At 60.2% G+C, this 13747-nt stretch carries 10 protein-coding genes; 5 read left to right on the top strand and 5 right to left on the bottom strand.

The annotated features are described in order from the left end of the window. The first annotated feature begins 23 nt into the window (after positions 1 to 23). Together AAEZ10_RS02490 and AAEZ10_RS02485 are read left to right on the top strand one after the other, a co-directional pair. On the top strand, positions 24 to 1322 hold the full coding sequence (locus tag AAEZ10_RS02490; RefSeq protein WP_073476638.1) for an MFS transporter: 1299 nt from the start codon (positions 24 to 26) through the stop codon (positions 1320 to 1322). A gap of 13 nt (positions 1323 to 1335) precedes the next feature. Beyond that, positions 1336 to 2304: a 2-hydroxyacid dehydrogenase gene (locus AAEZ10_RS02485; RefSeq protein WP_350567433.1), complete on the top strand. Its 969-nt coding sequence runs from the start codon at positions 1336 to 1338 to the stop codon at positions 2302 to 2304. Positions 2305 to 2454: 150 nt separating this feature from the next. On the opposite strand, the gene AAEZ10_RS02480 is transcribed toward AAEZ10_RS02485, so the two are convergent. The 4 genes from AAEZ10_RS02480 to AAEZ10_RS02465 form a co-directional block, all read right to left on the bottom strand. Then, positions 2455 to 3642, bottom strand: coding sequence for a pyridoxal phosphate-dependent aminotransferase (locus tag AAEZ10_RS02480; protein ID WP_110645410.1), 1188 nt, complete (start codon positions 3640 to 3642; stop codon positions 2455 to 2457). 41 nt (positions 3643 to 3683) lie between these two features. Next, positions 3684 to 5309, bottom strand: coding sequence for a methyl-accepting chemotaxis protein (locus AAEZ10_RS02475; protein WP_350567430.1), 1626 nt, complete (start codon positions 5307 to 5309; stop codon positions 3684 to 3686). A 158-nt stretch (positions 5310 to 5467) separates the two neighbouring features. Continuing rightward, positions 5468 to 6604 (bottom strand): glycerate kinase, encoded by a 1137-nt coding sequence (locus AAEZ10_RS02470; RefSeq protein WP_350567427.1) that lies wholly within the window; start codon positions 6602 to 6604, stop codon positions 5468 to 5470. 238 nt (positions 6605 to 6842) lie between these two features. Continuing rightward, positions 6843 to 7964, bottom strand: a complete 1122-nt coding sequence (locus AAEZ10_RS02465; RefSeq protein ID WP_122750490.1) for a sugar diacid recognition domain-containing protein — start codon at positions 7962 to 7964, stop codon at positions 6843 to 6845. 171 nt (positions 7965 to 8135) lie between these two features. Between AAEZ10_RS02465 and AAEZ10_RS02460 the strand changes: the two genes are divergently transcribed. Beyond that, entirely contained in the window at positions 8136 to 9446 is a 1311-nt protein-coding gene (locus AAEZ10_RS02460; RefSeq protein ID WP_350567424.1) for an MFS transporter, read from the top strand. A 283-nt stretch (positions 9447 to 9729) separates the two neighbouring features. Further along, positions 9730 to 10611: an EamA family transporter RarD gene (gene rarD / locus AAEZ10_RS02455; RefSeq protein WP_071172591.1), complete on the top strand. Its 882-nt coding sequence runs from the start codon at positions 9730 to 9732 to the stop codon at positions 10609 to 10611. A gap of 142 nt (positions 10612 to 10753) precedes the next feature. Here rarD and hppD read toward each other — a convergent pair whose 3' ends face one another. Next, the gene (gene hppD / locus AAEZ10_RS02450; RefSeq protein WP_016774910.1) at positions 10754 to 11830 is read right to left on the bottom strand and encodes a 4-hydroxyphenylpyruvate dioxygenase; all 1077 of its coding nucleotides are present in this window, start codon (positions 11828 to 11830) and stop codon (positions 10754 to 10756) included. Between the two features lie 351 nt (positions 11831 to 12181). On the opposite strand from hppD, the gene AAEZ10_RS02445 reads away from it, so the two are divergent. Continuing rightward, positions 12182 to 13717: an EAL domain-containing protein gene (locus AAEZ10_RS02445; RefSeq protein WP_350567422.1), complete on the top strand. Its 1536-nt coding sequence runs from the start codon at positions 12182 to 12184 to the stop codon at positions 13715 to 13717. Positions 13718 to 13747 lie beyond the last annotated feature (30 nt).

Genomic DNA, 13747 nt, shown 5'->3' with positions numbered 1-13747 from the left:
CAACAAGCTCAGGAGTCACACCGATGAAAACCGCTACCCTCGCCACCCGCCGCTGGTGGTACATCATGCCGATCGTGTTCATCACTTACAGCCTGGCCTATCTCGATCGCGCCAACTACGGTTTCGCCGCCGCGTCGGGCATGGCCGAAGACCTGATGATCACACCGGGCCTGTCCTCGCTGCTCGGTGCGCTGTTCTTTCTTGGGTACTTTTTCTTCCAGGTACCTGGCGCGATCTACGCGCAAAAGCACAGCGTGAAAAAACTGATCTTCGTCAGCCTGATTCTCTGGGGCGGGCTCGCCACGCTGACTGGCGTGGTATCCAACGCCTATTGGCTGATCGTCATTCGCTTCATGCTCGGCGTGGTCGAAGCGGCCGTGATGCCGGCGATGCTGGTGTATCTCTGCCATTGGTTCACCCGTGCCGAACGCTCACGGGCCAACACCTTTCTGATCCTCGGCAACCCGGTGACCATGCTGTGGATGTCGGTGGTCTCGGGTTATCTGGTGCAGCATTTCAGCTGGCGCTGGATGTTCATCATCGAAGGTCTGCCGGCAGTGTTGTGGGCGTTTATCTGGTGGCGTCTGGCCGATGATCGTCCGGTCCAGGCCAAGTGGCTCAACGACCAGGAAAAGCAGGATCTGGAAAGCGCCCTCGCCGCAGAGCAGGTCGGCATCAAGGCTGTGAAGAACTACGCCGAGGCTTTCCGTTCGCCGAAGGTGATCATTCTCGCGCTGCAGTTTTTCTGCTGGAGCATCGGCGTTTACGGCTTTGTGTTGTGGCTGCCGTCGATCCTCAAGGCCGGCGCGCAAATGGACATGATCGAGGCCGGCTGGCTCTCGGCGCTGCCATATCTGGCGGCAGTGCTGGGCATGCTCGCGGTGTCGTGGGGTTCGGACAAGTTGCAGAAGCGCAAACGCTTTGTCTGGCCGCCACTGCTGATCGCCTCGATTGCGTTCTACGGCTCATATGCCTTGGGCGCCGAACACTTCTGGTGGTCGTACACGCTGCTGGTGATTGCCGGCGCCTGCATGTACGCGCCGTACGGTCCGTTCTTCGCTATCGTCCCGGAGATCCTGCCGGCCAACGTTGCCGGTGGCGCCATGGCGCTGATCAACAGCATGGGCGCACTCGGCTCATTCGGCGGTTCGTATCTGGTCGGCTACCTGAACAGCTCCACCGGCTCGCCCGGCGCGTCCTATTTATTGATGAGCGGCGCGCTGTTGCTGTCGGTGGTGTTGACCATTTTCCTCAAGCCCGGCGCCAGTGATCGCGTCGTCGCCAAAGCCGTCGCCACACCGCGTGTGCCGGCGCATTCCTGAAAGGACTTTTGCCATGAAAAAACAGGTCGTGCTGTACAAGAACCTTTCGCCCGCGCTGATGGCGCGCCTGCAAGAGCAGTTTGACGTGACGCTGATCGAAAGCCTCGACGCCGATGGCCTCATGCAGTTGCGCGATGCCCTGCCCCGCGCTCACGGTTTGCTCGGCGCCAGCCTCAAACTGGATGCGGCGTTGCTGGACCTGGCGCCGCAGCTGGAGGCAATTGCCAGCGTCTCGGTGGGTGTCGACAACTACGACATCGAGTATCTGAATCGGCGCAAGATTCTGCTGACCAACACTCCCGACGTGCTCACCGAAACCACCGCCGACACGGGTTTCGCCCTGATCCTCGCCGCCGCCCGCCGTGTAGTCGAACTGGCGAACATGGTGCGTGGCGGGCAGTGGAGTCGCAACATTGGTCCGGCGCATTTCGGTACCGATGTGCACGGCAAGACGCTGGGCATCATCGGCATGGGCCGCATCGGCGAAGCCTTGGCCCAGCGCGGGCATTTCGGTTTCGGCATGCCGGTGATCTACCACAGCCAGTCGCGCAAACCGGCGGTCGAGGAGCGTTTCGACGCGCAATATCGCAGCCTCGAAGATTTGCTCCAGCAGGCCGATTTCATTTGCCTGACTTTGCCTCTGACGGCGCAGACCGAACGCTTGATCGGCGCCGAGCAATTTGCGCTCATGCGGCCGGAAAGCATTTTCATCAATATCTCGCGGGGCAAGGTGGTTGATGAGGCGGCGATGATCGAGGCGTTGCGCAGCAAGCGGATTCGCGCGGCGGGGCTGGATGTGTTCGAGCGCGAGCCGTTGAATCATGACTCGCCGTTGTTGCAGTTGAGCAACGTGGTGGCGACGCCGCACATGGGCTCGGCGACTCATGAAACCCGTGAAGCGATGGCGCGCTGTGCGGTGGAGAATCTGCTGGCGGCGCTGAATGGGCAGCGGCCGGCGAATCTGGTGAATCCTCTAAACTGATCGTTCCCACGCTCTGCGTGGGAATGCCTCAAGGGACGCTCCGCGTTCCAGCTTACGAAGGGACGCAGAGCGTCCCCGGCTGCATTCCCACGCCGGAGCGTGGGAACGATCAGTGTGTAGGGTAAGGCCGGGGCAGGCAATGCAAGACCCTCAGGCACTCCGCGCCTGCAGCAGCTGCACCGCACACAGCGCAATCCGCGCGCAGGCATCCGCCAGTTTGACCCGATCCACCACCAGCCCGATGCGAATATGCCCCGCCGCGCTCGGCCCGAACGCTTCGCCGGCCAGCACCGACACGCCGTAACCTTCCAGCAATCGCTCGGCAAACGCCTGAGCGCCGAGGCCGGTCTGGCGCACATCGACCATCACGAACATGCCGCCATCCGGGCAAATCGGCTGCAACCCAGGGCAGCCGTGCAACCGCTCGCACACCAGGTCGCGGCGCAAGCGATACTCCTCGCGCATCTGAGAGACTTCCGGCAGATCACTTTGCAGCGCCACTTGCGCGGCTTTCTGTACGAAATCCGGCAGACCGAAGAGCATGCTCAGCGACAGATTCACCAGATGCTCGGCCAAGGCATTCGGGCCGATCATCCAGCCGATACGCCAACCGGTCATCGCATGGGATTTCGACAGACTGTTGATCGTCGCGGTGCGCTCGGCCATGCCCGGCAGGCTCGCCGGGCTGATGTGCTCGCCTTCATATAACAGCTCGCTGTACACCTCATCGCTTATCAGCCACAAGTCATGGCGAATGCACAGCGCCGCCAGTTCCTGCCAGATCAGCAAGGACAGGCTGGCGCCGCTGGGATTGTTCGGGCTGTTGAGCAGCATGGCGCGAGTTCGCGGGGTAATGCGCGCAGCGACATCGGCCGGGTCGACACGAAAACCGTTCTCCGGGCGCACCGGCACCGCAATTACCTTGGCACCGCAAGCGCCAAACACTCCTTCGTAGGTAACGTACATCGGCTCGGCGACGATCACTTCGTCACCCGGATCAAGCAGACACTGCGCCACCGAATACACCGCGCATTGCGCGCCGGGCAGGACAATCACCTGATCAGGATCAACCCGTTGACCACTGCGCTGGCGATGACGCTCGGCAATCAGCCTGCGCAGCTCGAACCGCCCACGCACATCGGCGTAATGGGTATCGCCGGCCAACAGGCTATCGATCGCGCCATGGACAATCGGCAACGGCGTATCGAAATCCGGATCGCCGACGCTCAACAACAAAACATCTACGCCCTCGGCGCGCAGTTCCAGCGCTCGGTCGTGAATCTGCCAGGCAGCGGCACCCTCCCCGGCGATTCGTTGGGTCAAGGCTGAATAGCGCATGTACGTCTCCTGTTAGCGCGGTTTCCAGCCTTCACCGTATCTCAAATCACGAAACGCGCCACCATGGCGTTCAAATCCACTGCCAGTCGCGACAGTTCATGGGTCGCGGCACTGGTCTCATTGGCGCCGGCGGCCGATTGCGTGGCGAGGTCGCGGATGTTGACCAGGTTGCGATCGACTTCGCGGGAGACTTGCGCCTGCTCTTCCGAAGCGCTGGCGATAACCAGGTTGCGTTCGTTGATCTGGTGAATCGATTGCGTGATCTGCTCCAGCGCCACACCGGCAGCGCGGGCCATTTCCAGCGTGGACTGAGTGCGCTGATTGCTTTGCTGCATCGACGAAACCGCTTCACCGGTGCCGTTTTGAATGCCGGCGACCATTTTTTCGATTTCCTGAGTCGACTGCGCGGTGCGATGGGCCAAGGCGCGCACTTCGTCCGCCACCACGGCAAAGCCACGGCCAGCCTCGCCGGCACGCGCCGCTTCAATCGCAGCGTTGAGCGCCAGCAAGTTGGTCTGCTCGGCGATGGCACGAATCACGTCCAGCACCTTGCCGATGTCACGGCCCTGCGCGGCGAGGCCTTCGATCATCTGTGCGGTGTTCTGCACGTCGTGAGTCATGGTCTGGATCGCGTCGACGGTTTTCACCACCTGATCACGACCTTCGCGGGCGGCGTAGGTCGACTGGTTTGACGCTTCGGAAGTCGACACGGCGTTGCGCGCCACCTCTTCCACCGCAGCGGTCATCTCGTTGACGGCCGTGGCGGCCTGTTCGATTTCATTGTTCTGCTGCTGCAGCCCGCGCGACGCTTCTTCAGTGACGGCGCTGAGTTCTTCGGCAGCGGCGCCCAGTTGCGTGGCGGAACCGGCGATCTGCTCGATGGTTTTGCGCAGGTTGGTCTGCATCGCGGCCAGGGCTTCGAGCAGGCGCGCCGGTTCATCCTTGCCGTCGTCTTCAATGGCTTTGCTGAGGTCGCCGCTGGCAATGGTTTGCGCAGCGAGCACGGCGCGGTTGAGCGGCGTGACGATGCTGCGGGTCAGCAACCAGGCGAGCAACACGGTGGCCAGTGCCGCAATCACGGCGACGATGATGATCCCGGTGATGGCGCTGTCATAGTTTTCACCGGCTTTGGTGGCAGCCGCTCTGGCCCCGGCGGTATTCATGCCGATCAGCTTGTTGAGCTGCTCGCCCATCTGATCGGTGCCTTCCTTGATGCGCGTGTTGATCAACGCACGCATCGCTTCCAGATCGCCCTTGCGCGATAGCTCAATCATCTGATTCTGCGCTTGCAGGTAATTATCGAGCGTCGTCGAAAACGTTTGGAAAACAGCGTGCTCTTCAGGACCTGCCGGCAACGCAGCGTAGCTGGCTTGCGCTTTGCGCACCTTGTCGACCAGCACCGCGATGCGGGTTTCTGCCTCTTGCAGGCTGGCCGGTTCGCGATTGACCAGCACACGGAACGAGAGGATGCGCATACGCAGGACGTTTTCCGTGACCACGCTGAGGTGGGTCACGCTTGGCAACTGGTTGGTGTCCATGTCGATCGACGCCTGACGAATGACCGTCATGCGGCTGACGGCAAACACGCCGAGGACAATCACCAGCAAGGCGATAAAGGCAAAACCGAGGAAAGCACGGGGCGCGATATTCAGGTTACGCAGGGACATGGTCGGACTCTCGAAAGAAAGAAACTACGAGCGTCCATGCCGTGAGCACTGGCCCATAGCGGGCGACAGTCCGGCGGCACTGAATTGTGGTTTTGTGTGCGCCTGACCGTTGTATCGGCCAGGCTTGAGGAAGGTTTCGGGTCGGCGGTAAATATTTTTCAGGCTGAGGCGAGTTGCCAGACCCGAGCAATATCGGTGACGCGTTCACGCAGCAGGCGCGGGGCTTCGGCGCAGGCCTGTTCCAGAGTCATCGGTCCGCTGGTCACGGCGAACGCGGCGTCGATGCCGTGTTGATAGAGCTCCTGATAGCCCTCGCCCAAGGTCCCGGCAATCACGATCACCGGCACAGCGTATTGTTTGGCAACTCGCGCGACACCGAACGGTGTTTTGCCGCGCAGGGTTTGCGCATCGAAGCGGCCTTCTCCAGTAATCACCAGATCCGCACCTTTGACTGCCTCAGCGAGCCCGACCAGTTCCGCCACCACCTCGACGCCCGCCTGAAACTGCGCACCGAGAAAAGCCTTGGCGGCAAAGCCCAGACCACCCGCCGCGCCGCTGCCCGGTTCATCGCGCACGTCCTTGCCCAATGCTTGCGCGCAGAGTTTGGCAAAGTGCCCCAGCGCCTGATCGAGCTGCTCAACCTGCGCAGGCGATGCGCCCTTCTGCGGGCCGAAAATGGCCGAGGCGCCATGGGGGCCGCAGAGCGGATTGTTAACGTCGGCGGCGATGTCGAAACGCACATCGGCCAGACGTCGATCGAGCCCACTCAGGTCCAATCGCGCCAGTTGCGCCAAGGCCAGGCCGCCGGGTACCAGAGGCTGATTTTGCGCATCCAGCAACTTCACCCCCAGCGCCTGCATCGCCCCGGCACCGCCGTCATTGGTCGCGCTGCCGCCGATCGCCAGGATCACTCGTTGCGCGCCGGCATCCAGCGCTGCACGAATCAATTCACCCGTGCCAAACGTGCTGCTGATGCAGGCATCGCGCTGTCCCGGCGGGACCAGTTGCAGACCGCTGGCCTCGGCCATTTCGATGATCGCGGTGTGGTTGTGCGGTAGCCAACCCCACGCAGCATCGACCGGCGCGCCCAGTGGACCGCGCACGCGGGTGCGGCGTAACTCACCTTCGCAGGCTGCAAGAATCGACTCGACCGTGCCTTCGCCGCCATCGGCCATCGGGCATTTGATCAGCGTCGCCTGCGGCCAGACCTGCGCCAGTCCGAGGGCAATGGCTTCGGCAACGCCTTGGGCACTCAGGCTGTCCTTGAACGAGTCGGGGGCGATGACGATCTTCATGGGAATTCTCCGGTTGCAGTGGCATTCATGCTGCCAGTCGGCCTGCGCCTTGACGCCGGTCGGGTGCACAAGTGGCGTCGGCGTTTATTGTTCATTTCCACAAAAGACTTGCGTTGGATGTTCCGGCCTCATCGCTGGCAAGCCAGCTCCCACAGGGTTCTGCGGTGGATATGGAAGTTATGAACGCCTTCTGACCTGTGGGAGCTGGCTTGCCAGCGATGGCGGCCGCAAGGACAACTCATGTCAATGGATCAGTCTGCGGCAACAGCTGCACCCCCAGATACAACGCCAGCATCCCGTCCAGCTTCAACGGATCAACCCCGCTCAACTCGGCAATCCGTTCCATGCGATAGCGCAGGCTGTTGCGATGGATGCCCAGCGCCTCGGCACAGGCCTGGCTCTGCCCGTCGTGCTCGCACCAACTGCGCAGGGTCGCCAATAGTTGGCCGTTGCTGTCCTTGGCGATGACCTGGCGCAGCGGCTTGAGCAGTTCGTCCAGCGCATCATCGTTGCGATGTCGCCATAGCATGACCGGCAAGCGATAACGATTGAGCGTCAGCAGTCTCGAATTCGGCAGCACGTCACGACCATACGCCAGCAAGTCGCCGACCCGTCGATAACAGCGGCGCAACCCGGCCAGGCCATCCGCCTGCCCGCCGACGGCGATGCGCAGAATCTTCCAGCCGAGGCCATCGAGTTTTTCCAGCAGGCGATCGTGCTCGACGTTCTGGCTCGCCGGGCGACACCACAACAGCGACGACTTCGCCGAACTCACGCACCAGCTGTCGGGATAACGCGAGGTCAGCCATGCACTCAACGCCTCGACGGTTTGCCCCGGGCCGTGCTCAAGCCCCAGTTCAAACAGATACGGCACCCGCGTCAGTTGCGGCTTGAGTCCCAACTGTTGCGCCTCATCGACCAGACGCGGCGAATCCCCCGCCTCGCTCAACAGCAACGCCAGCAGATCATCGCAGCGCTGCCGTCGCCACTGCTGCTCGGCCTGCTGGTTGCGCTGGCCGACGAGCATTTCGGCGGTCATGCGCACCAGCTCGGCGTAGGTGCGCAATTGCTCCGGCTCGCCAGTGATGCCAAGCACGCCGATCAAGCGCTGATCGAGCAACAGCGGCAGGTTGATGCCCGGTTGCACGCCTTTGAGGTGCACCGCCGTCTGCGCATCGATTTCCACCACGCGCCCGTTGGCCAGCACCAGTTGCGCACCTTCATGCCGGGTGTTGATGCGCTCCGGTTCACCGCTGCCGAGGATCAGGCCCTGACTGTCCATGACATTGACGTTGTACGGCAAAATGGCCATGGCCCGGTCAACGATGTCCTGGGCAAGGTCGTGATCGAGTTCGAACATAGCGGCGGCAATCCTTCATTTCAGGCACAAGCGGTTGTTCAGCCGCACAGGGTCTGGCGGCAAACCCTGTGCTCAGGCACAAAGACAATCCGGCCAAAGGTGGCCGAGACTCTCAGGGCGATCAACGTTACCCTTTGCATCGCAAAAAATCATAATAAAGAGAGAGCCGCTATGTCGCAGAGCGCCGCAGCTACCCAGACCATCGACGACGGTAAAAACGCCGTCTACAAACGCATCACCCTGCGTTTGATTCCCTTCATTTTCATCTGCTACCTGTTCAACTACCTCGACCGGGTCAACGTCGGCTTCGCCAAATTGCAGATGCTCGACGCACTGAAATTCAGCGAAACCGTATATGGCCTCGGCGCCGGCATCTTCTTCATCGGTTACGTGCTGTGCGGCGTGCCGAGCAACCTGGCATTGACCCGCTTCGGTCCTCGGCGCTGGATTGCCTTGATGATGATCACCTGGGGCACGCTGTCGACCTGCCTGTTGTTCGTCACCACCCCGACCGAGTTCTACACCCTGCGCTTTTTCACCGGTGCGGCTGAGGCGGGTTTCTTCCCGGGCGTCGTGCTGTACCTCTCGCAGTGGTTCCCGACGTTCCGCCGTGGCCGGATCATGGCGCTGTTCATGTCGGCGATCCCCGTCTCCGGGCTGCTCGGCAGCCCGTTTTCCGGCTGGATCCTTAACCACTTCGCCGCCGGCCAAGGTGGCCTGGCCGGTTGGCAGTGGATGTTCCTGCTGCAAGGCATTCCGACCGTGATCCTTGGTGCGCTGGCATATTTCCTGTTGAGCGACAGCTTTGCCAACGCCAAATGGCTGACCGCCCACGAACGTTCGGTGCTCGAAGCCGACCACGCCGAAGACCTCGCCAACAAACCGAAAACCGCCACCGACTCACTGCTTGCGGTGTTCAAGAATCCTGCGATCTGGGCCTTCGGCCTGATCTATTTCTGCATCCAGAGCGGCGTGTACGCGATCAACTTCTGGCTGCCGTCGATCATCAAGAACCTCGGCTTCAGCAATAACCTGGTGATCGGCTGGCTGAGTGCGATTCCGTACCTGCTCGCGGCGGTGTTCATGCTGGTCGTCGGCCGCTCGGCGGACTTGCGCAAGGAGCGCCGCTGGCACTTGGTGGTGCCGATGCTGATGGGCGCGATCGGGCTGGTGATCGCAGTGAACTTTGCGGCCAATCCGGCGATTGCGATTCTCGGCCTGACCATCGCGACCATGGGCGCACTGACTGGTCTGCCGATGTTCTGGCCGGTGCCGACCGCCATGCTGAGCGCGGGCGCGGCGGCTGGCGGTCTGGCGTTGATCAACTCGATGGGGCAGATGGCCGGGTTCCTCAGCCCGTATCTGGTGGGTTGGGTCAAGGACAGCACTGGCTCGACGGATGCGGCGTTGTATGTGCTGGCGGCGGTGATCGTTGGCGGGAGTCTGCTGGCGTTGCGGATGACGAGGACGTTGCGGGCTTAATCAGAAGCGCAGATCGAAAGATCGCAGCCTTCGGCAGCTACTGTGGAATGCGTTCCCTGTAGGAACTGCCGAAGGTTGCGATCTTTTGCGTTTAAGCGGTGCAATCATGCATAGCGCCAGCCGACGCAACATCTATGCTGAATCTGCCGGCCGCTTCGCGAGCAGGCTCGCTCCCACAGGATTTGTGGCTCTGATGTGGGAAATAATGAGCATCCGCTCAATATTCAGCACAGAAACCACGTATCCTGCGCGGCCCGTTCAACCATCACGTCGCGAGGACAGTTTGTCTAAAGGTATCGCTCTATCGGTTTCAGCCTCGGTGCTGTTTGCCGTCATGTATTACTACACGTCGCTGCTGACGCCTCTGAGCGGCGTGGAAATCTTCGGCTGGCGCATGCTCCTGACCGTGCCGTGCATGACCGTGTTCATGCTGGTTTCCGGGGAATGGCGGCGGGTGCTGGAGCTGTTCCGATTGATGGCAGCCAGGCCGAAGCTGATCGCCGGGCTGCTGGTTTCTTCCGCCCTCCTCGGGGTTCAGCTGTGGCTGTTCATGTGGGCACCGCTCAATGACTACAGCCTGGATGTATCGCTGGGTTATTTCTTGTTGCCGCTGGCGATGGTGCTGACCGGGCGGATTGCCTATGGCGAGAGCCTGTCTTACCTGCAGAAAATCGCGGTATTTTTCGCCAGCTTGGGCGTGTTGAACGAGCTGTATCAGGTTGGCGGCTTTTCCTGGGCGACGCTGGTGGTCGTGGTCGGTTATCCGCTGTATTTCGTACTGCGCAAATACCTGAAAACCGACAACCTCGGTGGCCTGTGGGTCGACATGACTCTGATGCTGCCAGTCGCCTACTGGTTTGTGCAGGGCGGTGAACAGGGCCTGGCCGTGTTCGATCAATATCCGGGGCTGATGTGGCTGATTCCACTGCTCGGCCTGATCAGTGCGTCTGCGCTGGTGGTGTATATCATCGCCAGCCGCTTGCTGCCGTTCAGTCTGTTTGGTTTGTTGAGTTATGTGGAACCGGTGTTGTTGCTTGCGGTGGCGTTGTTGCTGGGAGAAAGCATCAAGTCGGGCGAGTGGCTGACTTACATCCCGATCTGGCTGGCGGTTGTGGTGCTGGTTTTCGAAGGCTTCAAGCATTTGACGCGGCAACGCCGCTCTTAAAAGCAAAAGATCGCAGCCTTCGGCAGTTCCTACAGGAAAAATGCATCCCAAATGTAGGAGCTGCCGAAGGCTGCGATCTTTTGATCTTAAAAAATCCCGGCCCTGCATTTCTGCAGGCCGGGATTTTTATTTCAGGTGCGAATTACTCAGTGGTCAGCACACCACGACGCACCTGGTCACGCTCGATCGATTCGAACAGAGCCTTGAAGTTGCCCTCGCCGAAACCGTCGTCACCCTTGCGCTGGATGAACTCGAAGAATACCGGGCCCATCAGGGTTTCCGAGAAGATCTGCAGCAGAAGGCGCTTGTCGCCCTGCTCCGAGGCACCGTCGAGCAGAATGCCGCGTGATTGCAGCTGATCGACCGGCTCGCCGTGGTTTGGCAGGCGACCTTCAAGCATTTCGTAGTAGGTATCCGGCGGCGCGGTCATGAAGCGCATGCCGATTTTCTTCAGTTGATCCCAGGTCTTGATCAGGTCGTCGGTGAGGAACGCAACGTGCTGGATGCCCTCGCCGTTGAACTGCATCAGGAACTCTTCGATCTGCCCGGCGCCTTTGGACGACTCTTCGTTGAGCGGGATGCGGATCATGCCATCCGGTGCGGTCATGGCTTTCGAAGTCAGACCGGTGTACTCGCCTTTGATGTCGAAGTAACGGATTTCACGGAAGTTGAACAGCTTCTCGTAGAAGTTCGCCCAGTACGCCATGCGACCGCGATAAACGTTGTGGGTCAGGTGATCGATGATCTTCAGGCCGGCGCCAACCGGGTTGCGATCAACACCTTCGATGAACACGAAGTCGATGTCGTAGATCGAGCTGCCTTCGCCGAAACGGTCGATCAGATACAGCGGCGCGCCGCCGATACCTTTGATCGCCGGCAGGTTAAGCTCCATCGGACCGGTTTCGATGTGGATCGGCTGAGCGCCGAGTTCGAGTGCGCGGGAATAGGCTTTCTGCGAATCCTTGACGCGAAACGCCATGCCGCAAACGGACGGGCCGTGTTCGGCGGCGAAGTACGAGGCGACGCTGTTGGGTTCGTTATTGAGGATCAGATTGATCGCGCCCTGACGATAGAGGTGCACGTTCTTGGAACGGTGGGTCGCGACTTTGGTGAAGCCCATGATCTCGAAGATCGGCTCCAGCGTGCCAGGAGTCGGCGCTGCGAACTCGATGAACTCAAAGCCCATCAGGCCCATTGGGTTTTCGTATAAATCTGCCATGGTGACGCCTCATCATTTCTTATCAATTAACCAGGGTTATTTGTCAGGAAAGTGATGTAGAGGGAGGCGCACAGGAGATGCCACGCACGCTGCGCGCGAGGAAGTCTCCGTAGATCAGTTGGAACCCGAATATCTTCATTGTCGACCCAAGGCTCTTGCGGGCGAGGCTTCTGCTGCCAGAAGACGATTATTATTGTATGCGTAAATCGATTCTACACAGCGTAACGAGACCTGTCTGCCCTCTGTATAAAATCCGCTTTTTTTCGTACGGCGCAAGAGCCATCTGCCATCTATTCTCCCTTTTGGCTCAATTGTTTATCGGGTCGGATTTCTAGACCACAGGATGTGTCCATGCCGCTGACCCGTCAAACCCGCCGCAAACGCAGGACCCGCATCGTCGTGACTGTGCTCAGCGGTCTGCTGCCGATCGTACTGGGCAGTGGGATTCTTTATATGCAGGCAGAACGCACACTGCAGCAAAGTGCCGGGGAGACGGCCGAACAAGCGCTGCGACAGTTCGATCTGATGCTCGATAACACGGCAGAAGCCGCTCGGGTCCTGCTGCCGCTTGCCGGGAAAAATTGCGAAGAGGTGAAACTGGCCCTGCGCGAACAAGTGACCCGCCGCCCCTTCGTGCGCTCGACCAATCTGGTCTGGGACAACAATCTCTACTGCAGCTCACTCTTCGGGGCGTTCCAGGAAGCCGTCAATGCCGGGGACTATCATCAAGGCAAACTGTGGTTGATGAACGGCAATCCGGTGACGCCTGATACGGCACTGTTGATCTACCGTCTCAGCGACGGTCGCGGTGGCGCACTGACTACACTGGATGGCTATCACTTGAGCAACATCCTGCGCCTGATCGGCCGCCAGACATTACTGACGTTGCAAGTGGGCGATAACTGGCTGTCCGCCGACGGCAAAGTTCATCAGGGATCACTGCCTGCCCCGCCGGTCGCGCGCAGCCTGCTGGAATCCGAGCGTTACGGTTTCAAAGTGTCGGCGGGTTTCCCCCAGGGCGAAGTCCGGCGTTACATGGCGGCTGAATATCCTCCGCTGTTCAGTCTGTTGATTTTCTTCGGTGCAATCTCCGGTGCCATTGGCCACTTCGTTCAGAAGCGATCGACCTCGCCCAGCCACGAAATGATGCGCGCACTCGAGGCCGGGGAATTCATTCCTTACTTCCAGCCCGTGGTTCACGGTGACAGCAAGCAGTGGTCGGGCGCTGAAGTGCTGATGCGCTGGAATCACCCGAAAGAGGGGCTGGTACGCCCGGACCTGTTCATTCCATTTGCCGAACACTCAGGCCTGATCGTGCCGATGACCCGCTCACTGATGCAACAGACTGCGGCCCTGCTGGGACCGCACTCTGTGAACTTCGCCAAGCCTTTCCATATCGGCATCAACATCAGCGCCAGCCACTGCCAGGATCTGGAGCTGGTCGAGGATTGTCGCGACCTCTTGGCGGCGTTTGCGCCCGGCAGCGTCGAACTGGTGCTGGAATTGACGGAGCGCGAACTGATCGAGCCGAGCGACATCACGCTTCAGTTGTTTGAGCAATTGCATGCACTGGGAGTAAAAATCGCGATCGACGACTTTGGTACCGGGCACTCGAGCCTTGGTTATCTGCGCACCTTCAACGTCGACTTTCTAAAGATCGATCAGAGCTTCGTGGCCATGATCGGTGTAGACGCGTTATCGAGGCATATTCTCGACTCCATCATTGAACTGTCGGCCAAACTGGACTTGGGCATTGTTGCCGAAGGTGTCGAAACTCAGGCCCAGGCTGATTACCTGACCGAGCATAACGTTAACTTTTTGCAGGGCTATTTGTACGGTAGACCGATGCCTGGCGCTGATTTCCTCGAAGCATTAACTCATCATTAAATCGCCGACACTGCCCGCCGAACAACCGCA

The organism is Pseudomonas sp. H26/SER47-MNA-CIBAN-0231, assembly GCF_040310465.1.
Lineage (GTDB): Bacteria > Pseudomonadota > Gammaproteobacteria > Pseudomonadales > Pseudomonadaceae > Aquipseudomonas > Aquipseudomonas atacamensis.
Note: the sequence above shows the minus strand (reverse complement) of the source record. Positions and strands in the feature narration are given on the sequence as shown.